The sequence below is a fragment of the Streptomyces sp. NPDC043996 genome (assembly GCF_056435225.1).
This window is the reverse complement of sequence record NZ_JBWKEY010000001.1, coordinates 601,367-622,476: the sequence shown is the minus strand read 5'-3', so window position 1 is coordinate 622,476 and position 21,110 is coordinate 601,367. Positions and strand designations below refer to the sequence as shown.

General features: G+C 70.8%; 24 protein-coding genes. 9 read left to right on the top strand and 15 right to left on the bottom strand.

The window, feature by feature from the left end:
* Positions 1-2 precede the first annotated feature (2 nt).
* From AC07A4_RS02760 to AC07A4_RS02740, 5 genes are all read right to left on the bottom strand, one after another.
* Positions 3-764 carry a succinate dehydrogenase iron-sulfur subunit gene (locus AC07A4_RS02760; RefSeq protein ID WP_478591960.1) on the bottom strand — a complete coding sequence of 254 codons (762 nt, stop codon included), beginning with the start codon at positions 762-764 and terminating at the stop codon, positions 3-5.
* On the bottom strand, positions 764-2,518 hold the full coding sequence (gene sdhA, locus AC07A4_RS02755) for a succinate dehydrogenase flavoprotein subunit (RefSeq protein ID WP_478591958.1): 1,755 nt from the start codon (positions 2,516-2,518) through the stop codon (positions 764-766). The genes AC07A4_RS02760 and sdhA overlap by 1 nt, the downstream gene beginning before the upstream one ends.
* 16 nt (positions 2,519-2,534) lie before the next feature.
* On the bottom strand, positions 2,535-3,017 hold the full coding sequence (locus AC07A4_RS02750; protein WP_478591956.1) for a succinate dehydrogenase hydrophobic membrane anchor subunit: 483 nt from the start codon (positions 3,015-3,017) through the stop codon (positions 2,535-2,537).
* An 8-nt stretch (positions 3,018-3,025) separates the two neighbouring features.
* Positions 3,026-3,406, bottom strand: a complete 381-nt coding sequence (gene sdhC, locus AC07A4_RS02745) for a succinate dehydrogenase, cytochrome b556 subunit (protein WP_478591954.1) — start codon at positions 3,404-3,406, stop codon at positions 3,026-3,028.
* Between the two features lie 148 nt (positions 3,407-3,554).
* Entirely contained in the window at positions 3,555-4,079 is a 525-nt protein-coding gene (locus AC07A4_RS02740) for a 2-oxo-4-hydroxy-4-carboxy-5-ureidoimidazoline decarboxylase (RefSeq protein ID WP_478592882.1), read from the bottom strand.
* A gap of 285 nt (positions 4,080-4,364) precedes the next feature.
* Between AC07A4_RS02740 and AC07A4_RS02735 the strand changes: the two genes are divergently transcribed.
* The 3 genes from AC07A4_RS02735 to AC07A4_RS02725 all read left to right on the top strand — a co-directional run bounded on the left by AC07A4_RS02735 (position 4,365) and on the right by AC07A4_RS02725 (position 7,310).
* Positions 4,365-5,990 carry a beta-N-acetylhexosaminidase gene (locus AC07A4_RS02735; protein WP_478591951.1) on the top strand — a complete coding sequence of 542 codons (1,626 nt, stop codon included), beginning with the start codon at positions 4,365-4,367 and terminating at the stop codon, positions 5,988-5,990.
* Positions 5,991-6,098: 108 nt separating this feature from the next.
* Positions 6,099-6,602, top strand: coding sequence for a hypothetical protein (locus tag AC07A4_RS02730; RefSeq protein ID WP_478591948.1), 504 nt, complete (start codon positions 6,099-6,101; stop codon positions 6,600-6,602).
* A 96-nt stretch (positions 6,603-6,698) separates the two neighbouring features.
* Positions 6,699-7,310 carry a hypothetical protein gene (locus AC07A4_RS02725; protein WP_478592880.1) on the top strand — a complete coding sequence of 204 codons (612 nt, stop codon included), beginning with the start codon at positions 6,699-6,701 and terminating at the stop codon, positions 7,308-7,310.
* A gap of 28 nt (positions 7,311-7,338) precedes the next feature.
* Here AC07A4_RS02725 and AC07A4_RS02720 read toward each other — a convergent pair whose 3' ends face one another.
* Positions 7,339-8,745 carry an FG-GAP and VCBS repeat-containing protein gene (locus AC07A4_RS02720; protein ID WP_478591945.1) on the bottom strand — a complete coding sequence of 469 codons (1,407 nt, stop codon included), beginning with the start codon at positions 8,743-8,745 and terminating at the stop codon, positions 7,339-7,341.
* Between the two features lie 240 nt (positions 8,746-8,985).
* Between AC07A4_RS02720 and AC07A4_RS02715 the strand changes: the two genes are divergently transcribed.
* The gene (locus AC07A4_RS02715; RefSeq protein WP_478591942.1) at positions 8,986-9,873 is read left to right on the top strand and encodes a hypothetical protein; all 888 of its coding nucleotides are present in this window, start codon (positions 8,986-8,988) and stop codon (positions 9,871-9,873) included.
* Between the two features lie 81 nt (positions 9,874-9,954).
* On the opposite strand, the gene AC07A4_RS02710 is transcribed toward AC07A4_RS02715, so the two are convergent.
* From AC07A4_RS02710 to AC07A4_RS02685, 6 genes are all read right to left on the bottom strand, one after another.
* A complete protein-coding gene (locus AC07A4_RS02710) occupies positions 9,955-10,323 on the bottom strand; it encodes a hypothetical protein (RefSeq protein WP_478591941.1) in 369 nt (122 codons plus the stop codon).
* 121 nt (positions 10,324-10,444) lie between these two features.
* Positions 10,445-10,810, bottom strand: a complete 366-nt coding sequence (locus AC07A4_RS02705) for a hypothetical protein (protein ID WP_478591939.1) — start codon at positions 10,808-10,810, stop codon at positions 10,445-10,447.
* 105 nt (positions 10,811-10,915) lie between these two features.
* A complete protein-coding gene (locus AC07A4_RS02700; RefSeq protein ID WP_478592877.1) occupies positions 10,916-11,923 on the bottom strand; it encodes a radical SAM/SPASM domain-containing protein in 1,008 nt (335 codons plus the stop codon).
* A 646-nt stretch (positions 11,924-12,569) separates the two neighbouring features.
* A complete protein-coding gene (locus tag AC07A4_RS02695; RefSeq protein WP_478591936.1) occupies positions 12,570-13,043 on the bottom strand; it encodes an NUDIX domain-containing protein in 474 nt (157 codons plus the stop codon).
* Between the two features lie 240 nt (positions 13,044-13,283).
* Positions 13,284-13,490, bottom strand: coding sequence for a hypothetical protein (locus AC07A4_RS02690; protein WP_478591934.1), 207 nt, complete (start codon positions 13,488-13,490; stop codon positions 13,284-13,286).
* Positions 13,487-13,660 carry a hypothetical protein gene (locus AC07A4_RS02685; RefSeq protein ID WP_478591931.1) on the bottom strand — a complete coding sequence of 58 codons (174 nt, stop codon included), beginning with the start codon at positions 13,658-13,660 and terminating at the stop codon, positions 13,487-13,489. The genes AC07A4_RS02690 and AC07A4_RS02685 overlap by 4 nt, the downstream gene beginning before the upstream one ends.
* Before the next feature lie 168 nt (positions 13,661-13,828).
* On the opposite strand from AC07A4_RS02685, the gene AC07A4_RS02680 reads away from it, so the two are divergent.
* The 5 genes from AC07A4_RS02680 (at position 13,829) to AC07A4_RS02660 (ending at position 17,601) form a co-directional block, all read left to right on the top strand.
* A complete protein-coding gene (locus AC07A4_RS02680) occupies positions 13,829-14,656 on the top strand; it encodes a Scr1 family TA system antitoxin-like transcriptional regulator (protein ID WP_478591929.1) in 828 nt (275 codons plus the stop codon).
* Positions 14,653-14,835, top strand: a complete 183-nt coding sequence (locus AC07A4_RS02675; protein ID WP_478591926.1) for a DUF397 domain-containing protein — start codon at positions 14,653-14,655, stop codon at positions 14,833-14,835. Before AC07A4_RS02680 ends, AC07A4_RS02675 begins: the two co-directional genes overlap by 4 nt.
* A gap of 93 nt (positions 14,836-14,928) precedes the next feature.
* Positions 14,929-15,345 (top strand): hypothetical protein, encoded by a 417-nt coding sequence (locus AC07A4_RS02670; protein ID WP_478591924.1) that lies wholly within the window; start codon positions 14,929-14,931, stop codon positions 15,343-15,345.
* Between the two features lie 382 nt (positions 15,346-15,727).
* Positions 15,728-16,399: an RNA polymerase sigma factor gene (locus tag AC07A4_RS02665; RefSeq protein ID WP_478591921.1), complete on the top strand. Its 672-nt coding sequence runs from the start codon at positions 15,728-15,730 to the stop codon at positions 16,397-16,399.
* Entirely contained in the window at positions 16,399-17,601 is a 1,203-nt protein-coding gene (locus AC07A4_RS02660) for a hypothetical protein (RefSeq protein ID WP_478591918.1), read from the top strand. The genes AC07A4_RS02665 and AC07A4_RS02660 overlap by 1 nt, the downstream gene beginning before the upstream one ends.
* 462 nt (positions 17,602-18,063) lie before the next feature.
* Here AC07A4_RS02660 and AC07A4_RS02655 read toward each other — a convergent pair whose 3' ends face one another.
* The 3 genes from AC07A4_RS02655 to AC07A4_RS02645 form a co-directional block, all read right to left on the bottom strand.
* Positions 18,064-19,017: a L,D-transpeptidase family protein gene (locus AC07A4_RS02655; protein WP_478591915.1), complete on the bottom strand. Its 954-nt coding sequence runs from the start codon at positions 19,015-19,017 to the stop codon at positions 18,064-18,066.
* Between the two features lie 82 nt (positions 19,018-19,099).
* The gene (locus AC07A4_RS02650) at positions 19,100-19,603 is read right to left on the bottom strand and encodes a MarR family winged helix-turn-helix transcriptional regulator (RefSeq protein ID WP_478591912.1); all 504 of its coding nucleotides are present in this window, start codon (positions 19,601-19,603) and stop codon (positions 19,100-19,102) included.
* Positions 19,600-21,093: an FAD-dependent monooxygenase gene (locus AC07A4_RS02645; protein ID WP_478591909.1), complete on the bottom strand. Its 1,494-nt coding sequence runs from the start codon at positions 21,091-21,093 to the stop codon at positions 19,600-19,602. Before AC07A4_RS02645 ends, AC07A4_RS02650 begins: the two co-directional genes overlap by 4 nt.
* Positions 21,094-21,110: the final 17 nt, after the last annotated feature.

The window sequence follows — 21,110 nt, the reverse complement described above, 5'->3', positions numbered from 1 at the left end:
GCTCAGAAGCGGCGCGTGATCAGCGCCCGCTTGACCTCCTGGATCGCCTTGGTGACCTCGATGCCACGAGGACAGGCGTCCGTGCAGTTGAACGTGGTGCGGCAGCGCCACACGCCGTCCTTGTCGTTCAGGATCTCCAGGCGCTGCTCGCCCGCCTCGTCACGGCTGTCGAAGATGAAGCGGTGCGCGTTGACGATCGCGGCCGGGCCGAAGTACTGGCCGTCGTTCCAGAACACCGGGCACGACGACGTGCACGCGGCGCACAGGATGCACTTCGTGGTGTCGTCGAAGCGCTCGCGGTCCTCGGCGGACTGCAGCCGCTCGCGGGTCGGCTCGTTGCCCGTGGTGACCAGGAACGGCATCACGTCCCGGTACGCCTGGAAGAACGGGTCCATGTCCACGACCAGGTCCTTCAGGACCGTCAGGCCCTTGATGGCCTCGACCGTGATCGGCTTCGACGGGTTGAGGTCCTTGATCAGCGTCTTGCACGCGAGGCGGTTCTTGCCGTTGATCCGCATGGCGTCCGAGCCGCAGATGCCGTGCGCGCAGGAGCGGCGGAACGTCAGGGTGCCGTCCTGGTCCCACTTGATCTTGTGGAGGCCGTCGAGGACGCGCTCCTTGGGGTCGATCTCCAGCTGGAAGTCTTCCCACACCGCGTCCGCCGAGATCTCCGGGTTGAAGCGGCGGATGCGGAAGGTGACCGTGATGAGGTGGGACGAGGCCGCGGCTTCCGCCTCGACCTTGTCCATCGTCGGAGTTGCCATCAGTACTTACGCTCCATCGGCTGGTAGCGGGTCTGGACGACCGGCTTGTAGTCGAGACGGATCGAGTCCGTGCCGTCGTCGCCGACCTCGCGGTACGCCATGGTGTGGCGCATGAAGTTGACGTCGTCGCGGTTGGGGAAGTCCTCGCGGTAGTGGCCGCCGCGGGACTCCTTGCGGGCCAGGGCGGAGACCGCCATGACCTCGGCCAGGTCGAGCAGGTTGCCCAGCTCGATGGCCTCCAGGAGGTCGGTGTTGAAGCGCTTGCCCTTGTCCTGGACCGAGACGTTCTTGTACCGCTCGCGCAGCTCGGCGATCTTCTCGACGGCCGTCTTGATGGTTTGCTCCGTACGGAACACCATCACGTTCGCGTCCATCGTCTCCTGGAGCTCCTTGCGGATCTCCGCGACCCGCTCGGTGCCCGTGGACTCGCGCAGGCGCTCCACCAGGTCGACCACCAGCTCGGCCGGGTTCTCCGGCAGCTCCACGAAGTCGGCCTTCGCCGAGTACTCCGCGGCGGCGATGCCCGCGCGGCGCCCGAAGACGTTGATGTCGAGCAGCGAGTTGGTGCCCAGGCGGTTGGCGCCGTGGACGGACACGCAGGCGACCTCACCGGCGGCGTACAGACCCGGGACGACGGTGGTGTTGTCCGCGAGGACCTCGCCCTCGACGTTCGTCGGGATGCCGCCCATGGCGTAGTGCGCGGTCGGCTGGATCGGGATCGGGTCCGTGTAGGGCTCGATGCCGAGGTACGTGCGCGCGAACTCGGTGATGTCCGGGAGCTTGGCGTCCAGCTGCTCCGGCGGCAGGTGCGTGAGGTCCAGGTAGACGTGGTCGCCCTCGGGACCGCAGCCGCGGCCCTCGCGGATCTCCGTGTAGATGGAGCGCGAGACGACGTCACGCGAGGCGAGGTCCTTCATCACCGGCGCGTACTTCTCCATGAAGCGCTCGCCGTCCTTGTTGCGCAGGATGCCGCCCTCACCGCGGGCGCCCTCCGTGAGCAGGATGCCCATGCGCCAGATGCCGGTCGGGTGGAACTGGAAGAACTCCATGTCCTCGAGCGGAAGACCGCGCCGGTAGCAGGCCGCCTGGCCGTCACCGGTCAGGGTGTGCGCGTTGGAGGTCACCTTGAAGAACTTGCCGGTGCCGCCCGAGGCGTAGATCACGGCCTTCGCCTGGAAGACGTGGATCTCGCCGGTGGCCAGCTCGTACGCGACCACGCCCGCCGACTTCTTGACGCCGTCGACCTCGGTGATCAGCTGGTCGAGGACGTAGAACTCGTTGAAGAACTCCACGCCCTCCTTGACGCAGTTCTGGTACAGCGTCTGGAGGATCATGTGGCCGGTGCGGTCCGCGGCGTAGCAGGACCGGCGCACCGGGGCCTCGCCGTGGTTGCGGGAGTGGCCGCCGAAGCGGCGCTGGTCGATGGTGCCGTCCGGGGTGCGGTTGAACGGCAGGCCCATCTTCTCCAGGTCGAGGACCGCGTCGATGGCCTCCTTCGCCAGGATCTCGGCGGCGTCCTGGTCGACCAGGTAGTCACCGCCCTTGATCGTGTCGAAGGTGTGCCACTCCCAGTTGTCCTCCTCCACGTTGGCGAGCGCGGCGGCCATGCCGCCCTGCGCGGCGCCCGTGTGGGAGCGGGTGGGGTAGAGCTTCGTCAGGACGGCGGTGCGGCTGCGCTTCGTCGCCTCGATGGCGGCACGCATGCCGGCGCCGCCCGCGCCGACGATGACGGTGTCGTACTTGTGAATCTTCACTTCGGTCGCCTCGGCTCTAGCGGATGTTCGGGTCGAAGGTGAAGATCACCAGCGTGCCCAGGAGGATGGTGAACACCGTGGCGGTGTACAGCAGGCCCTTGAGCCACAGGCGCGTGTTCGGGCGCTCCGCGTAGTCGTTGATGACCGTGCGCAGGCCGTTCGCGCCGTGCAGCATGGCGAGCCACAGCATCAGCAGGTCCCAGACCTGCCAGAACGGGGACGCCCAGCGGCCCGCGACGAACGCGAAGCCGATCTTCGAGACGCCGCCGTCGAGGACCAGCTGGATCAGCAGGTGCGTGATGACGAGGACGACAAGGACGACGCCGGACAGGCGCATGAACAGCCAGGCGGCCATCTCGAAGTTGCCGCGCGTGGCGCGCGGCGTCTTCGAGGTCCGCTTGCGCGGGGCCTCGATGAGGGGCGCGGGGTGGTCGACGTCGTAGAGGGACGCGCCCTCGACGGGGCCCACTCCGGACTTCTCAAGCGTGGTGTCGGACATGTCTGGCCTCAGCTCCCGAAGACTTCGCGGACGGCGTGGCCGAGCACCGGGTACAGCGCGCCGACCATCAGCACGACCCAGATGCCCACGACGGTCCAGAGCATCTGCTTCTGGTAGCGCGGGCCCTTCGACCAGAAGTCGACGGCGATGACGCGCAGGCCGTTCAGGGCGTGGAAGAGGATGGCGGCGACCAGGCCGTACTCGAGGAGCGCGACGATCGGCGTCTTGTAGGTAGCCACGACCTCGTCGTACGCCTCAGGCGATACGCGGACGAGAGCGGTGTCCAGGACATGTACGAACAGGAAGAAGAAGATGAGGACGCCGGTGACTCGATGAGCCACCCATGACCACATTCCTTCCCGGCCGCGGTACAGCGTTCCAGCCGGCACGGAAGAACCCTCCGGGAGCGGGGATTGGGGCCGGCCGGCTTCTCTGTCGGACGAGCCCGGCCGGGTACGGTCCACCGGCCGCTCGTCATCGTATCGACGAGTTGTCGGTGGACTTGCCCGGGGTCCTCAGGTGTGATCAAACAAGCAATCAAACTGGTACGTACGGGCTATCGCGGCGGGCCTCGCCACGCCTCGCCGGGGGCGCGGCGGCCTGGGACCAGCCGCGGACCAGGCGCGTGAGCCGGGCCCTGGCCACCTTGCGCAGCTCCTCGGCGGCCAGGGCGCGCTCGTCCTCCTCGTCGTTGCCGAGCCGGGCGCGCAGGGAGTCGAGCAGGTGGTCGAGGGCCTCGCCGGGGGCGACGCCGTCCAGACAGACCACGAAGGCGTGCCCGAAGCGGCTCTCGTACGCGGCGTGCGCGGCGCGCAGGGCCGTGGCGGCGGCCGAGTAGGCGGAGCCCGGCGGCAGCGCCGGTTCGATCGGCTCGGCGGCCAGGGCCTCGGTGAGGTCGGCGGGCGTGAGGTCGTACGCGGCCTCGTCGGCGGCGGCGAGCAGGGCGTCCAGGTCCGGATAGGGCCGGTGGGCGACCACCTTGGCGGCCCAGTGACGGCTCGCACAGCAGGTCAGGAGGGTGCGCTGGGCATCGTCGGCCGCAGCCGCGTTCACGGTGTCCATGGCGTCCGTGACCTTCATGGCCTTCATGACCTTCATGACGTGCGGGGGATTCACGGCGTTCATCGGGTGCGGCGGTTCCGGTATGGCGCGGTGCGACGGCAGGGGGGCTCCTCGGCGGAGGGCAAGCGGGTGGAAGGTGCGGCGCCACGCTATCGAGGGGGTGCGTGAGGTCCGTGTCCGCTTCCTGGGATCGGTGTGTCGAATTCACTCGGATAGGAGAGTTTGGCGGTACGAAGTGGACGGGCGGGCCCCGGTCGGCCGGGGCTAGCGTGGGGGTGTGCAGGCATGGACACGTGGGGCCGGTGGGGCTCGGCGGCCGCTCCCGGGGCCGCCCGCGAGCAGGGGCGCGCGCCGGTGAGGCGGCGGCCGCTGGTGCTCGCCGGTGCCGCCGTCGCGGCGGGCGCCGCCGTGCTCACCCTCGCGCTGTGGCCCGGGGGTGACGGCGGCGGCACGGGCGGCGAGGCGGCCGCGCCCACGCCGCGGCCCACCCGGTCGTACGCGCTCTCCCAGGCCCCCGAGACCATCCCCGCCGTGCGCGAGCACACGCCCGCGCGGGGGCCGGGGTGGCGTCCCGGGCGCGAGGGGCGCGTCGTCGTCGGTGACGTGCGGCTGCGGGACGAGGCCCGGCTGCTCGCCGGTGAGCTGCGCCTTCGCTACGGCGGCGAGGCGCGGCCGCGCCGGGGAGACGTACGCCTTGACCTCGCGGGACGCGGGAACCCGGAGTCGTACACCCTCACCGTGAAGGACCGCGTGGTCCGTATCGCCGCGCCCGCGGAGGCGGGCGTCTTCTACGGCACCCGCACCCTCAAGCAGTCCGTGCGCGGCGGCGGCACCGCCCCCGAGGGCGTGGTGCGGGACGCGCCCGCCAAGCCGCGGCGCGGGTTCATGCTCGACGTGGCCCGCAAGCACTTCCCCGCCGAGTGGATCGAGCGGCGCGTCGAGGAGCTCGGCGACCTGAAGTACAACGAGCTCGGCCTGCACTTCTCCGACGACCAGGCCTTCCGGATCGCCTCCGAATCCCACCCGGAGGTCGTCTCCGCCGACCACCTCACCAAGGAGCGGGTGCGCCGCGTCGTCGACCTCGCCGCGCGCCGCCACATCACCGTCGTCCCGGAGATCGACTCGCCCGGCCACCTGGGCGCCGTCCTCAGCGCCCACCCGGAACTGCGGCTGCGCGACACGCGTGGCAGGGTCGCCCCGGGAGCCGTCGACATCGCGAACCCCAGGGCCGGGCGGATCGTCGACGAGCTCCTGCGCGAGTACGACGAGCTGTTCCCCGGCGCACGCTGGCACATCGGCGCCGACGAGTACCCCGCCCTCCTGGCCCGCGACCCCGAGGCCTCCTACCCCGGGCTCGCCGCCGCGGCCCGCGACCGGCTCGGGCCCGGCGCCCGCGTCCAGGACCTGGCCACGCGGTGGCTGAACGACCGGGTGCGCGCCATCAGCCCCGCGCGCTCCGTGCGGGCCTGGAACGACGGCTTCTTCCCCGGCGGCGTCGAGCGCGCCGACGCGGGCATCGAGGTGGCGTACTGGACCGGCAAGGAGCTCGGCGCCCGCGAGCCCGTCGCGTATCTGAAGGAGGGCCGCGAGGTCCTCAACTACAACGACGAGTACCTCTACTACGTCCTCGGCGAGCCCAACGACTTCACCTACCCCACCGGGCGGCGCATCTACGAGCAGTGGACCCCGCTGGTCCTGCGCGGCACCCGGCCCGTGGCCGCCGCCTACGACCGCCGGATACTCGGCGGCTCCTTCGCCGTCTGGTGCGACCTCGCGGGAGCCCAGACCACCGAGCAGGTGGCCGCCGGCATCCGCATGCCGCTGCGGGCGACGGCCCAGAAGCTCTGGGACGCCCGGCGCCCCACGCGGCCGTGGCCGGATTTCGTACGCCTGTCCGAGCGGATGGGCTGACGGCCGTCCGGCACGCGATGACGAGGCCCGACGGGCCGATTTCCGGCCCGTCCGGCGTTTGAGGACCCGGCCCGAAGGGCCAAAATGGCGGGAAAGAGTGGGGGGCACATGGGCTACTGGGGGTATTACGTCGTCGGCCGGAGCGAGCGCCCCCTGGGCGAACTCGGCGCCCTGGCGGCGGTGCGCGGCGAACTCGCGCTCCTTGAGCGGCGGTCCGACGGGTGGCAGGTCTGGGAGTGCCCGAGCGACGGCTCGGTCGACGTGGGGAACATGAACGTGCTCGCCGGTGAGACCGGCGCGCCCGCGCTCTTCGGCTTCGTCATGAACAGCGACTGCGTGGTCGTCGAGGCGGCCGCGCCGCGCGGCGGCGCCTGGGCCACGTGCCTGGCGCGGGACGCCATGGCCAAGTACCTGGGCGCGGACGACCTGACCGTCGAGGACTACTTCCTCGAACCGGGCGACGCCGCCGCGAGGGCACTGGACTGGGCCGCCGAGTCGGGCAGGTCCGCGCGGTCCGCCGCGCTCCTCGACGTGCTCAACGCCGACCCCGAGCCCTCGGCGGAGGAGCTGTTCTTCCGCTTCCTCGACCGGCTCGGAGTGCTGCCGCAGTAACCAGGTGCCACCCAGCGGTTTTCGGCCGCAGTGACGGAAACGGGCCGCTGGACGCTGTAAGGGCATGTGAAGCCTGAAGAGTCATGCGCGAGCTTGGTGGAGCTGATCGCCCAGGCCGACGAGACGGGGCTCGCCGCGAGCGGGCTCGCCTGCCTCGACCGGTGCGTGCCGCTGTTCGGCGACGGCGTCGACGACCAGGTCCTGCGGCCGCTGTGGGCGAGCCTCGCGGACGGCACGGCCTGGGAGGGGGCGCTGGCGGAGGTGCGCCGGGTCCTTGAGGGGGATGCCCAGGGAGCCGGGGGCGCCGGTGCGTCTCCTCCGGACGAGGTGGGCGGCGAGGGCGGGTCAGGTGGAGCGGGTGGAGCGGGTGGAGCCGGTGGAGCCGGTGGAGCGGGCGGCGTCGAGGCGGCCGTGCTCGCCCGGCGCATGCTCGCCGCGACGCCCGCTGCCCGCACCCCCGCCACGCTGCGCACCTGGGCCGACGGCTGCTCCGCCGCCGCGCTCCAGATCCACCGCCTCCTCGACGCCAGGGACCAGGGCGTCGCACCCCTGGTCTCGGCCGAGCTGCGCCGCCAGGTGCGGGTCCTGGAACTGCTCGGCGCGGCAGGGCCCGGCGGCGGCCTGCGCCAGGTGCTGGACGTGTCCACCGAGGGCCGCCGGGTGCTGCGCGCGGTCGTGTCGCGGCGGGCGAGGACATCGGGGGCCTAAGCCTTTAAGGCGGGCCCCGGCCTCTGGTTCACGGCGTCAGCGACTGGCCGACGCGCGCCCCGGCCGGGGTGCCCAGCTGCGCCTTTCCGTAGAGCACGCCGCTCGTCCGCAGGACCGTGCCGTCCTTGGCGGTGTCCAGCTGGAGCACCGTGCCGGCCCCCTGGTCCTCGCCCTCCGCGCCGATCGCGAGGTCCGGGCGGCCGTTGCCGTCGAAGTCCGCGAGCGCGACCGCGGAGCCGAGCTGGTCGCCGCTCTCGGTGACGCCGGGGACGTCCGGCTCGTCCTGGCTGACGGCGAGGGCGCCGGTGCCGGTCAGGCCCGTGGGCGAGCCCTTCAGGAGCAGCGAGGTGCCCGCGTTCACGCGGGGCGTGCCCGCGCGCGTGACGTCCTCGCCGGGCGCGCCCGTCAGGACGTCCGCGCGGCCGTCGCCGTCGACGTCGGCCGCGGCCACCGACCAGCCCATCGCGTCGCCCGCCTCGGCCGCGCCCGGGACCCCGGGGGTGGCCTGGTGCACGGTCGTCGCGCCGGTGGCGGTGAGGCCGCCGGGGCCGCCGTTGACGACGGTGACCTGGCCGCCGGTGTGCGCGCCTGACTCCGCGGTGTAGGGCTGGCCGATGGCGAGGTCGTCGTGGCCGTCGCCGTTCACATCGCCCGCCGCGAGCGAGCGGCCGCCCTTGACGGGCAGCTGGCCGACGCGGCTGAGGCCGGAGCGGGTGCCCTTGAACCACAGGACGTGTCCCTGGCCCGCCGGGTCGAGGTAGGACAGGGCGACGTCCGCGTACCCGTCGTGGTTGAAGTCGCCGGACGCGGCGTCCGGGTGCGCGAGGGCCCCGGCGGCGGACGTGAGCGTGCCCGCCGTCTCGTGGCCCGCGGCGAACCTGGCCGCCCAGCTGCCGCCGGTGCCCGTGGCCACGGTGAACACATCGGCCTTGCCGTCCGCGTTGAAGTCGCCGACGGCCAGGGCCGAGCCGAACCGGGCCCCGGTGTACGCGAAGTCCTCGGAGAGCTGCAGATCGGTGCCGGAGGTGAAGCGCGGGCCGTACAGCATCGTGACCGCGCCCCGGTCCGCGTGGCCCGCGGTGTCGTCCTCACCGGGCGCGCCGATCACCAGGTCGGCGCGGCCGTCGCCGTTCAGGTCGCCCCAGGCGGTCGCGGCGGCCCACTCGTCGCCGGGCTCGCTCGCGCCGGGGACACCGGGGCTCGCCTGGGTGAGGGTCTTACGGGAACCAGCGGCCGGGCCTCCGGGGCCGCCGGGCAGCACGGTCAGGGAGCCTTTCGCCTGGTCGGCGCGGGGGGTGGCGGCGCCGAGGCCGGCGGCGGGGGCGGCCTCCGCGGTCCCCTGGGGCGCCGCCGCGGCGGGCGCCATCGCTCCCGTACCGCTGAGGACCACGGCTCCCACGGTCAGCCAGATCCGGCGCGTCGTCCCGTACCCCACCGATAGGTCACCCCTTTTATGAGATCCCCGTGAACCCGCGAGTTACTAAGACACCGATGGGGCGCGAAGGGTTGCACGGAGCGAGGCGGAAAGTCGCGTGACGTATCCCGCATCGCGCGGATGTGACAACCGCGCCGCCGCGTGCGCAGGGTTCATGAGAAGCGTATGAGAGATCCGACGGACGGCTGACGCCCGACGAGCGGGTGAGCCGACGGGCGGATGAGGACGGTGGGGACTGTGGTGGCGAAGGCACGGCGCGGGACACAGGGCGGCGGGCACCGCCGGTGGACGCGGGCCGCGGCGGCCGCGCTCGCTGTCGGGTCGCTGGCGACGCTCGTGACGGCGTGCGGCGGCGAGCGGAAGCCGGTGCGGCTCTCCGGGGGCACGTTCGAGCGGGAGCTGCCGCGCGACGAGGCCCGGGGCCAGCTGCTCACCGAGGAGGCCGTCGACCTGCTTGAGTCGGCGCGCTCGATGCGGATCACCGTGGCCCAGACCAAGGGCTCCACGACCGGCGGCACCGCGCGGCGCCAGGAGGTGACGCTGCACGCCGACCGCGACAGCAACTGCGTCGGCACCATCAAGGAAGGCCCGATGCGCGGCGACCTGATCATGGTCGGGGGCCGTATGACGTACCTCCGCTTCCAGGACTCCTCCCTGGACTCGCTGCGCGCCCTGGCCCAGGCCCGCGGCCCCGAGGTCGCGGCACAGATGGAGCGGCGCCTCGCGAAGGTGCGCGGGAAGTACGTGAAGTTCCCCACGGGGGACGGCAGTTCGGGTCGCCGCGTGATGCCGTCGGCGCGGTGCGACCTCGACCAGCTGCTCAGCGGCCTCAGCGACATGGAGGGCGAGACGACGATCCGGGCGCAGGACCCGACGTGGCGCTACGGCCGGAAGGTCATACCGCTGGTCGAGAAGCAGAACGGCGCGGTCACCAGCGTGTACCTCGCCGCGGAGGGCAAGCCCCACATCGTCGCCATGGAGATGGAGGAGCGCTCGGGCACCCGCATGACCATGCGGATCTCGGACTACGACAAGCCGGTGGAGGCGGAGGCACCGCCCGCCTCCCAGACGATCGACGCGACGGAACTCCAGGGCCCGGGTCCTGGGTCGGGGTTGTTCGACGTCTGACGGCTCGAACGCGGGGAGGGCCGGGGCCGGGCCACCCCGGTTTGATGAGCGCCGGAGGGGCGCATCCAACCGGCGTGTGTCCTAGCCGCCCAGGCTGCCCTCGATGGCCTCGAAGATGTCCGCGTCGGTCTCCTGCTGCCATTTGGGGAGGTCGGGCCAGTCAGCGACATACCCCGGCTTCGGGTCCTCGAAGTGCTTGAACATCTGCGCGGTCCAGCACGTCGCCACGAACCGGCTCTTCTGCTCCCGGGAGAGTCTGGACGCGTGACCGCCGCTGATCTCGACGAACTGGCGGACCTGCTCGTACACGGCGCCTGCGGCCTCGCGCTCCCACTGGGGCGTGTCGCCCCAGGGAGTGACGTACCCCGCTTTGGGCTCTCCGGGGAAGTGCTGGTGAACTCCCGCGATCCACGCTTCCCGGAACAGTCGTGCACCGGCGATTTGCGACATGCCAACCCCTCTCGCTACAGCGTGCTCAGCGTGGCGATATCCGCCCTCAACTCCGCCACACGGTGATCCCTGCTGAGGGGGCCCAACTTCGTGCGGAGTGGACAGGGCCTGGACCAACGGGTCAGCGCTTGTCCGGTGGAAGAAGGCTCTTGAGGTACTGGCTGGCAGCGCTGACGAACTCTTCTCGGGCCTTCTTGAAGTCCGCCCAGTTCGGCTGTGCTGGGTCGCCCCTCTCCATGTCCCTAAGACGTTCGACGAGGGCTCGCCCCTCCTTGACTGGCCCTACCCCCTCAACGTCGATGACGTTGAACTTGGCCCGGGTGGTGTCGTATGCGCCATCGATTGCGGCGAGGGCCTGCTGATTGTCGTCGTACCGTCCAGCTTCGCGGTACCAAATGACCGTTCGCTCTGCGTCTACGGCGTTCAGGAACTCCGCATAGGCGTCCCGGCGGGCGAGATATAGCGTGATCTTGGCGGTGTCGTTCATACGCGGTACTCCAGTGGTGCACGCGGACTGAGGGCCGTTACGTTACCGATGCCGCCTCTAGATCACGGAGGAACGGGCACGATGCACTGGTTGGTGGAGGGTTCCTCAGCAGCCGGTATCGGAGATCCCCGGGTCTCGGTACCGGACGCTGCGACGCGGGGACATGCGAACCGGTTCTACGGTGCTGCGTTGCTGCCCGGCATGACCTTTGCCGCCTCCGTTGCCATCGCCGCCCGTGGGGGCACATTCGGCATCGGGCGCGCATGCCAGCTGCGGGGCGCAGGTCTCGAAGCTGGGGTTGCAGTTGGGCAAGCACATGTCTGGCTGGCAACCGTTAGCCCGGGGCTTGGTGTGGGGAAACGCCTCTTCGAGCACGCCGCGGACGTTACGCATCGCATCGCCGTCGTAGATTTCCGCGAGACTCTGCGTGTGGACGTTTCCCAGAGACATCCATCGGGCGAAGACGCACGGCCAGACCTCGCCGTTGGGGGATATCGCAAACTTCCCTCGCCCACAGCGCCCGCACAGATTGCCCACGGACGGTGTCGCTCCGTCCGCACCGCGGCCGTAGGGGCGGATGGTGTCGGTTCGCACATCTCGAACGCCGAGTTGCAGCAGCTCAGATGCCGCGTAGTCCGCGCGCTGTCCTCGGAGAACTGTGATCACGCTGCCGCGCATCTCGATTCCGAGGGACCGGGCCCGTTCGATGTTGGCGCGCGTACGGGCATGGGAGCCGCGCCCCTCCGTCACGTCCTCGTGGTCCTCGGGCGTATCGCTGTAGTAGCTGAAAGCGATGCGTACGCCGGGCAGCTGGAGCACTTCCCACACATCTGGATTGATGTGGGTCATGTTCGAGAAGACTTCGATGCGCATGGCGTACTTGCGTGCGTGCCGAACGAAGACGGGCAGGCTGGGGTGAAGCGTTGGCTCCCCGCCGATGAACTGCACATCTCGGACGCCTAAGCCGTTCAACTCATCGATGACCCGAAGCCAGTCATCGTCCTTCATGTCTCCGTGATCCCCTTGAGGAGATGAACCGGCGTAGCAGTGGCGGCACGCTAGATTGCAGAATCCCGTGATCTCCAACCATGCGAACCTGGGCCGAAGAGCCATGGCACTCATGTTCCCTCCTTGATGTCATCCTGGCCCGTGTCAAGAGGTCGTGGCCTGCGTGGCCACGCGCATTCCTCGCGCAAGGGCCTCGCGGCTCGTTTGCGCACCACCTTGATAGGCATCGTCGCCTCGGCCTCGAACATCGCGCGGCCTTCCTCTGCACTCGGGCTGAGCCAAGGCGCTGCCCATTCATCAGCGGAGACCACCTCCTGGTCAGTCTGCTCCGCGAGGCGGTCAGTGGAGCACCATTCCGGTGCGGGCCGTGGAGGTTCGGGCAGCTGCTCCAGAAGCCACACCAGCACTCGATCAGTGATGCAGCGCATGTCGCCCTCCTCCCCTACCAGGGATCTGTTGGCCTTGCCGAACAGCGGGCCCCCGGCCGGTGCGGTTGTTCCGGGGCCCGCTGCTGGCCCGGCAGCTCCACAGCCGGGGCCGGGCCATTCGCGTTCGCGTGATGGAAACGAACGCGCGGGCTTGTGAGGCCCCGGCTGGCGGAGGGACCACCTCGCATCGCCAGCCGGGGCCCATGGACCCACCACACCGTTGCCAGAGCTCAGGGAGGACAGCGGTGGGTGGACTGCCCTCGCCTACTCCGGTCCCTGCAAGGGGGTGGGAGACCCATTAGGCGAGGCCAGGGCTTGGGCGCTTACAGCGCGGGCTTTCCGCAGTTCAGGTAGGGAACTGCGTCTGGCTTCGCTTCATAAGCACGTAGGGCCGCACGGATACGTCGCTCTTGATAGGGCTCCGTGTGTGCCGCCACCTCTCGTTCGGCAACCCACGAATAGTGCCTGCATACCGTCGTGTCGATCAGGATGTCTTTCGCTTCTCCGACAGACCCGCAGCCGAAGACGAACACGTACTCCTCTGGTCCGTCGGCCTCCGGCATGATGTCCACGAGGAGCAATCTCTGCGGCCGCACGTCCAGCCCGGTGGCCTCGCGCACTCCACGCCGCAAAGCCACCTCAGGCAGCTCTCTGGCACGCACGCGGCACCCCGGGAGGGCCTTGCCTCGCATGCTGGTCGGCTGGATCAGCAGAATGCGATCTGTTTCGTCGACAACGACCGCGCCGACGCTGACCGTTCGCCGGGGCGGTGCCGAGAGCGCATCGCCATCACACATGGGTGAATCTCCTTGAATGCCTTGAGACGACTACAGGGTTGCTGCCTCGCCCCCGCCGGGATCCCGTTACGCGTGTGGTTCCATCCGGCAGGGGCGAGCCTTCTCCGCCCCCTTGAAGAGGGCGGAAGCTCTACGTCTGGCCCTTCACGGCCACGACGACGGCCATGACGATCAGCACGCCCAGGAGCAGGAGAGCGGCCACGCCCCCCGCGACTTCGCCCAACCGCGCCTTGGGGGCCATCACAGGCCCCATTTACTGAGAGGCTTGGCGGTGTCGGAGCTGAGGGCTTCCAGCGTGGTGGCCGGGCAGAGGTCCTTCGGGTTTGCGTCCCACTCCATCCCGCCCTTGAGTGGGCGGAGTTGAACGTACGGACCCTCGAAGCCCATGACTTCGCCGACGCGCTTCGTCTTTGAGTCGAAGACGACCTTGCCCAGCTGGGGCTTCACAGCAGCCTCCGCAGCCTGGCCTCGACGGCCTTCAGGTCGATGGTGTCCGGATAGCCGCCCCTCGGTTGCCACAGCACTAGTCCCCACGGCCCGAGCACTCGAGTGTGCTGCACCAGTCGCGCTATGTCGTCACTGCCGGGCTGGACGGCTGTGCCAATTTGGTCAGCCATCGCTTTACGCCCCTTGCGCGCCGGGGGGTCCCCGAAGGGTCGGATCGCAACGGGCGCCTCCGCGCTCCTTTGCATCGCGCTGCTGCTGGTCATCGGCTGTACCTCGTAGGGGAGTTGGCTCTTCCGTAGGACTCCCAGCCTGCTCACCTGCGGGTACGTTTACTAGGAGTGGAGATTCCGGAACCGGACTGCGGAACGAGGCATATGCCAGGCGCGAACGAGCTCGACCCAAGCGAGAGCCTTGAGGCGTACATCGGCGCCCAAGTCAGGGAGGCACGGCGAGCGAAGGGTTGGACGCAGGTAGACCTCGCCGGGAAGGTCTTCAGCAGCAAGAGCCGTGTTTCTGAGGTGGAGAACGGCGCACCGCTAGACCGCGACCTGGCGGCCAAGCTGGGTACCGTCCTTGAACTGGGTGACGCTCTTGTCGACTTGGTCAGGATCCTTGAGCAGACCACCGTTCGGGACTATGCGAAGCCGTATCTGACTAAACAGGACAAGGCGCAGATGATTCACACTGCGGGGTTCATCGTCCCTGGACTGCTTCAGACACCCGACTATGCCCGGGAGCTTCTGCTATCTGGGCAGGGCGGAGACCCAACGGGCGTCGAGTCGTACGTGAACCAGCGCATGGCCCGACAGAAGGTGTGGGAGCGCGAAGACCCACCATGGATGTCAGCCGTCATAGACGAAGCCGCACTGCACCGATCAAGTCAGGCACAGTTGGAGAAGTTGCTGGAGGTCCAGCAGACCCCCAACATCACCGTTCAAGTACTGCCGTTCGACGCTGGTCAGTACCTCACTGGAACGATCGTGATCCTTACCCTCTCCGATGGGAGCAGGGGCGCGTACACGGAGGGGTTCTACACCGGCAACTACTGTGAGGAATCAGCGGAGGTCATCCGATATCAAAAGTTCTATGATCGGGTCGCCGCAAGCGCGTTGACGGCCGAAGCGTCCACGAGCAGGATCCACGAAGCACTGAAGAGGTCGAAGTGAACGAGACCCCCAACTGGCGCAAGTCCTCCCACAGCGGAAGCTCCGCTAACGACTGTGTAGAGGTTGCCGACAATCAGCCACGCATCATGATCCGTGACACCAAGGACCATGCGGCCGGGGTCATCTGTGTGGCCCCCTCAGCTTGGGCCGCGTTCGCTGACCACATGAGCCGCAGCTGAAGCCATCACCTCGTAGCAAGGCACAGAACGACTGAAGGCCCCTCCCGATGCCCAGGAAGGGGCCTTCTGCTGCTCTCAGGCGGCGTCGTACTCGTGCGGTCGACCGCCGCGCTACTCCACCCACCGCGGATCGTCCAGCAGGCTCTCAGCGTCTGGCAGCTCGGCCCACGTTGGGTGGATCAAGGGCTTGTCTTCGCTCGTGATGGATACCGGCTCCGTGAGGAGGGGATCACGCCGGGAGGGCCGCAGGATGCCGGGCAGGTCAGTGCGCGGTGGCGGAGCACCAGGGGGAGGTTGGATCTTCCCGAGCGGTTCCGCATCCATGACTGGCGGCACAGCAAGGTCACGAACGATCTGGATGCCGGTGAGAACCCTGTGGAGGTCTCGGCGAACGTGAGGCACAACTCGCCCGGGTACACCATGGCGAACTACGGCCAGCGTCGAGTCGAAGGGGCCCTCAAGCTCGCTTCCGGTACGGCTGAGCGCATTGGCCTGGGGAGGATCGCATGAGGAGCGGGACGCGTTGGTCACGCTGTTGGTCACGCGAGCGGTTGGAAGCCGGAATCGCCGCTGACCAGGGCGGCAGGCGACGTGGGAACGGCCGGGGCCGCCACCCCCCACAGGAGAGGCCCCGGCCGTCACACGGTACGAACCGCGTGGCGGTCCGTACTCCCTACTGCGTCCGTGGTGCGTTTTCTGTCACACCTCGCTGAGTCACCCGCTAGTTGCATGTTGTACAAACATGGACGCGCACCGCTTTCACGCCGTAGCGTGCAGTTTCGCGCCGTGTTGCGACCCACCACCGCGGGCCGTCGCGGACGACCGCGAGCGGCGGACGGCGCGCAACGAGACCCGTGAGAGCCGCGCCGGGCCAGGCGCAGAGGGGCACGCAGTGCAGGGGGAGGACGACGCTGAGCTGACCGCCGCCGTGCTCGCGGCACAGGCCGGGGACGAGACCGCGTTCCGGACCGTGTACCGCGCCGTGCACCCGCGGCTGCTCGGTTACGTACGCACGCTCGTCGGTGATCTCGACGCCGAGGACGTGGCGTCCGAGGCATGGCTGCAGATCGCCCGCGACCTCGACCGGTTCAGCGGCGACGCCGACCGCTTCCGCGGCTGGGCCGCGCGCATCGCCCGCAACCGCGCGCTCGACCACATCCGCATGCGCGGCCGCCGCCCCGCCATCGGCGGCGACGAGACCGAGCTCACCGGCAAGCCCGCCACGGCGGACACCGCGGGGGAGGCCATGGAGTCCCTGGCCACCGACGCCGCGCTCGCGCTGATAGCCCAGCTCCCGCAGGACCAGGCCGAGGCCGTGGTGCTGCGTGTCGTCGTCGGCCTGGACGCCAAGAGCGCGGCCGAGACGCTCGGCAAACGCCCCGGAGCGGTCCGTACCGCGGCCCACCGCGGCCTGAAGCGACTCGCCGAACTGATGGGCTCCGCCGGGGACGCCCAGGCGCCCGGACTCGGCGCCGTACCCCCGCAGCCGGACCCGCACGGACGCGCGGTGCCCCCGTCCCGCTGTGTGACGCATTCGCGTACGCGGACGCAGAAGGACATGTGATGGCCGACGAGCAGGACAAGTGGCTGGACCGTGCCGCGGCGGAGCGTTTGCTTCGCGGCGAGCGGCTCGACGGCGTCGCCCATCACGACCGCGAACAGGCCGAGCGACTCGCTCAGACGCTCGCCGCGCTGTCCGCGCCGAAGCCCGCGAAGACCGGGGCGGACGGAGAACTTCCCGGTGAGAGCGGCGCCCTCGCCGCCTTCCGGGCCGCCCGCGGCGGTGACACCTGGGCTTCGGAAGCGGCTCCGGTGAGGCCTGATGCGGGTGTGACGGCTGGTGCAGCCGGTGCAGCTGGTGTGTTCGGTGCCGTGAGTGCGGGTGCGGGTGCGGGTGCCGGTGCCGGTGCGCGGGATGTGCCTGGTGTACGTGATGTACGCGGTGCGCCCGCTGCGGGCGGCGGTGACGAGCCCGTGCGCATCGGTGCCGCGGCGGTCCGCCCGGTGCGGTGGGGGCGGCCCGTGCGCCTCGGCATCGCGGCGGCGCTCGCCGCGTGCATGGCGGGCGGGGTCGCGGTCGCGGCCGGTGCCGGGGTGATCCCCTCGCCCTTCCAGCGGGCCGAGCGCACGCCCGCCACCAGCGCCTCCCCCCTGGAGCGGCCGGAGCGGCCGCTGCGCAGCCCGGCCACCGACAAGGCCGTGCCGCCCGACGAGGTGCCCGACGACGAGAGCTCCGCCCCCGAGGAGGAACCCTCGGACGACCCGGAGCGCTCCGTCCCCCCGAAGGAGTCCGAGACCTCCGAGGGCACGGACGGCGACGAGCGTCCGGAGGCCACGGAGAACCCTGGTCCGGGCGCCGAGTCCGGCGAGCGCGGCAGGAAGAACGGCCGCAAGTGGTACCGGCACGTGGTGTCGGCCTGCCGCGACTACCGCAACAACGCCCTGGGCGGCGACAAGCGCCGCCGCCTGGAGGAGGCGGCGCGGGGCGCGGACCGGGTACGGGAGTTCTGCGACCGGCTGCTTGACGGCAAGGGCGGCCAGGGTGGCAAGGGTGGCAAGGACGATGAGGACGAGGACGGGCAGCAGGGCGGCGGGGAGCACGGGCGCCCCGGCGGCGGTGACGATGACGACGACTCCGGCCACGGCCGCCCAGGCGGCGGTGGCCAGCACGGCGGCCGCCCCGGCGGCATCGGCCATGTCCCCCCGGTGACCCTGCCCCACCAGCCTCGGCCCGTCCCGTCCTACTCGGCTGCCCCGGTGTTCTGAGCCCCCTCCGGCGCTCCGCGCCGTGTCCTCAATCGCCGGACGGGCTATATCTCCCACCCGCCCACCCTTACACCTGCGGCTACCACCGCACCCCCCGACCTAGCGGCTCGCGGCTGGGTGGGCAGTTCAAGCCCGTCCGGCGTTTGAGGACGAGGCGCGAAGCGCCGATTGGCTTTGAGCGGGGGGACGGGGGCAGCCGCCCCCGGAGTGGGAAGGGGCGGGCCTGGGGCGCCCCGCGCGGGTGTGACCCAGGCCGCATCCACCCCCAGTAACATTCCACGCCCCCCCGGCGCAGTAAGTAGTGAGCCGACTGGTCATCGGCCCGCGCACGAGCCGGGGGTTCCCCCCGTACCTACGGCTCCGTGCCATTGGCGCGGGCGGAATTCGTTCCCCCGATTCCGCCCGCGCCCTCAACCCGCCCCCACCGGCCGCACCAGCCCCACGGCCCCGCCGGGCCAGGGCCTACCGGTAGATCACCACCCGGTCCCCGTTCTCGACCTCCCCGAAGAGGTCGGCGATCCGCTTCTTGTCGCGCACGTTCACGCAGCCGTGCGACGCCCCGTTGTACCCGCGCGCGGCGAAGTCGGAGGAGTAGTGCACGGCCTGCCCGCCGCTGAAGAACAGGGCGTACGGCATCGGCGTGTCGTACAGCGTCGAAACGTGGTCCCGCGACTTCCAGAAGACCTTGAACGCGCCCTCGCGCGTCGGCGTGTACTCCGAGCCGAAGCGCACGTCCATCGTGGAGACGACCTTGCCGTCGATCATCCACGTCAGGGTGCGGCTCTTCTTGCTGATGCACAGCACGCGCCCGGTCAGACAGCGCCGGTCGGGCTTCGCGGGCGGCATGCCGCCGTCGGGGTAGAGCTCGGCGCGCGAAGGATCGCGCGTCATCCGCCGCAGCCGCTCCCAGGTGCGGGTGTCCGTCGCACCGGTGGGCGAGAGGCCCCGCTTGCCCTGGAAGCCCTGCACGGCGGCCGTGGTGGCCGGGCCGTACAAGCCCGTCGGGTACTGGCGGAACCAGTCGAGCTGCCGCAGCCGGGCCTGGAGCTCGCGCACCATCGACCCCTGCTTGCCCCGGGCGAGGAGCACGGGCCCGGGCGGGGGAGGCGGCGACGGAGTGCTCGCGCGGGGCCGCGTGGGCGCCGGGCTCGGCGCGCTGGACGGCGGCAACTCCGCCCGCGAGACCGGGGACTTGATCCTCGGTGTGGGGGAACGGGTTGGCGTGGGCGGGGAGTTGTCCGAGGGTGAGCGGGCCGGAGGTCGGGCCTTCGCGTCGTCCTTCCCCGCCTGCCCGACGTCCCGCTCCGCGTCCTGCCCCGCCCTGTCGACCGCCTGCGCCGTGCAACCGCAGGCCAGGGCCAGCGCGACGGCCGCTCCCGCCGCCGTGCGTCCCCCGGCTGTCGCGCGCCTGCTCATGGACCCCCCATGTCACTTCGTGTCACTGCGATGGCCAATCCCACGAAGTGTTTCCCAAGAGCGAAGGATTGTGAACCCTGCCTCAGTGGTGCCAGGCGGTCCCCCGCACGTTGTGGATCATGCGCTGGAGCACCTTCAGCGCCCGTACGTACTCGGCGTCGTCGATGCCGTCGTGGATCTCCGCGCGGACCTGTCCCTGTCGCGCGGCGACCCGCGCGCGCAGCGCGTCGCCCTCGTCGGTGATGCGCAGGGTGCGCGTCCCGCCGTCGGTCGTCTCCTCGGTGAGGAGCTTGCGGCGGATCAGGGCTTCGATGTTGTGCTGGATGCCGCCCTCGCCGAACTCCAGGTAGCCGCGCAGGATGTCGATGACGGCGGCGCGGTCGCGGGCCTCGCCCGCGGGGACCTGGTTGAGGACCCACCACTGGGGCTGGGTGAGGCCCTCCTCGGCGAGCATCGTGCGGATGTGGTGCACGACGGCCTGTCCGGCCGCCGAACTCCAGTAGCCGATGGGCTGGTTGACCAGCTCGGCGTCGCTGTGGGAAGGGGTGAAGGGCGTCTGCGCGGCGTTCGTGCTCGTGTTCGTCATGCCTCAGAACGTATGACCTCAAGTTTGGTTGAGGTCAAATAGTTCTTCAGGCCCTCCGTGGCCTGGCCCGCCCAGGCGATGTAGCCGTCCGGGCGGATGAGGAAGAGGCCGGGGCTGTACGGGGTGAGTGTCTCCGTCTGGTGGGTGTGCAGCGACGGTCCGCCAGGGAGGGGGAGGCGGTGGTCGCCTCCGACCGCGAGCAGGGTGAAGTGCCCTCCCCGGAGCGCGTCGAAGACGCGGCCGGCGCCCAGGGGGCCGTCCGGGGCGCGATCGCCCGCGCGCGGGCCCGTCGGCCCGGTGCGCTCGTCCAGGGACAGCGAGGAGTCCCGGTACTCCAGGCCGAGTTGGCGCGTGGCCGCGCCCCTGCGGGCCTGGCCCCGGTGGATGCGGGTCGACAGGTCCAGCATCCGCGCCGCGTTGGGACGCCGCTCCTCCTCGTACGTGTCCAGGACGGCGTCGGCGAGGTGCGGGTGCCGCAGGGCGAGGCCGAGCTTCCAGCCCAGGTTGTACGCGTCCTGCACGCTGGTGTTGAGGCCCTGGCCGCCCGCGGGGGAGTGCACGTGCGCCGCGTCTCCCGCGAGGAACACGCGGCCCGCGCGGAAGCGGTCCGCGAGCGCGGCGCGCGGCCGGAAGTCGGAGGACCAGCGGACCTCGGTGACGTCGGCGGCGGCCAGATGCGTGCGGGCGGCGACGGCCTCGCGCACGCCCTCGGGGGAGGTGTCGGGACCGGAGCCGTCCGTGAACTGCGCGGTGAGCTGGAAGTCGGGGACGCCCGGCAGCGGGCACAGCGCGGTGAAGCCCACGCTCCCGTCGGCGGACGGCGGGAAGATGTGCCAGTTGTCGCGGTCGAGCGCGGCCTCGCGGAGGCGCACGTCGGCGACCAGCACGGGGTGCGGGTCGACGGTCTCGCCCGTCATGCCGACGCCGAGCGCGCGGCGCACCGCCGAGCGCCCGCCGTCGGCGGCGACGGCGTAGGCGGCCCGGACGGTGCCGCCGTCCGCGAAGCGCGCGGTCACGCCGTCCGCGTCCTGGGCGACGCCGGTGACCTCGGCGCCGAAGACCACCGTGCCGCCGAGCTCCGTCAGGCGCGCGTGGAGGATCTCCTGCGTGCGCCACTGCGGCAGCAGCCACGGGCCGGAGTAGGGCGCGCCGTCCGTCGGCTCCGGCTCGTCGAACATGCGGTGCTCGCCCTGCCGGACCCCGCCGGACCACACCATGCCGACCGGCGCGGGGCCGCCCGCGGCGAGCACGGCGGCCACGACGCCGAGGTCGTCGAAGACCTCAAGGGTGCGGGGCTGGAGCCCCTTGCCGCGCGAGCCCGGGAACAGGGCGGGCGCCTGGTCCACGACGAGCGCGCGCACCCCGCGCCGGGCCAGGTCGCAGCCGAGCGTGAGCCCGGTGGGGCCCGCTCCCACGATGAGTACGTCCGTGTGCGCGGCCGGGCCCGGGGCCGCGCCGGAGCCCACGTCCTTAACGTTGTTAAGTGCCATGCCCGGAGCATGCGCTT

Bases quoted from the DNA above. Each gene is read 5' to 3' on its own strand.
- AC07A4_RS02740 (WP_478592882.1), bottom strand. From the start codon at position 4,079: ATGGACACCGTGAACGCGGCTGCGGCCGACGATGCCCAGCGCACCCTC.
- AC07A4_RS02735 (WP_478591951.1), top strand. From the start codon at position 4,365: ATGGACACGTGGGGCCGGTGGGGCTCGGCGGCCGCTCCCGGGGCCGCC.
- AC07A4_RS02655 (WP_478591915.1), bottom strand. From the start codon at position 19,017: ATGAGCAGGCGCGCGACAGCCGGGGGACGCACGGCGGCGGGAGCGGCC.
- AC07A4_RS02685 (WP_478591931.1), bottom strand. From the start codon at position 13,660: ATGGCTGACCAAATTGGCACAGCCGTCCAGCCCGGCAGTGACGACATA.
- AC07A4_RS02730 (WP_478591948.1), top strand. From the start codon at position 6,099: ATGGGCTACTGGGGGTATTACGTCGTCGGCCGGAGCGAGCGCCCCCTG.
- AC07A4_RS02650 (WP_478591912.1), bottom strand. From the start codon at position 19,603: ATGACGAACACGAGCACGAACGCCGCGCAGACGCCCTTCACCCCTTCC.
- AC07A4_RS02660 (WP_478591918.1), top strand. From the start codon at position 16,399: ATGGCCGACGAGCAGGACAAGTGGCTGGACCGTGCCGCGGCGGAGCGT.
- AC07A4_RS02695 (WP_478591936.1), bottom strand. From the start codon at position 13,043: ATGTGTGATGGCGATGCGCTCTCGGCACCGCCCCGGCGAACGGTCAGC.
- AC07A4_RS02645 (WP_478591909.1), bottom strand. From the start codon at position 21,093: ATGGCACTTAACAACGTTAAGGACGTGGGCTCCGGCGCGGCCCCGGGC.
- AC07A4_RS02710 (WP_478591941.1), bottom strand. From the start codon at position 10,323: ATGTCGCAAATCGCCGGTGCACGACTGTTCCGGGAAGCGTGGATCGCG.
- AC07A4_RS02750 (WP_478591956.1), bottom strand. From the start codon at position 3,017: ATGTCCGACACCACGCTTGAGAAGTCCGGAGTGGGCCCCGTCGAGGGC.
- AC07A4_RS02700 (WP_478592877.1), bottom strand. From the start codon at position 11,923: ATGGCTCTTCGGCCCAGGTTCGCATGGTTGGAGATCACGGGATTCTGC.
- AC07A4_RS02705 (WP_478591939.1), bottom strand. From the start codon at position 10,810: ATGAACGACACCGCCAAGATCACGCTATATCTCGCCCGCCGGGACGCC.
- AC07A4_RS02760 (WP_478591960.1), bottom strand. From the start codon at position 764: ATGGCAACTCCGACGATGGACAAGGTCGAGGCGGAAGCCGCGGCCTCG.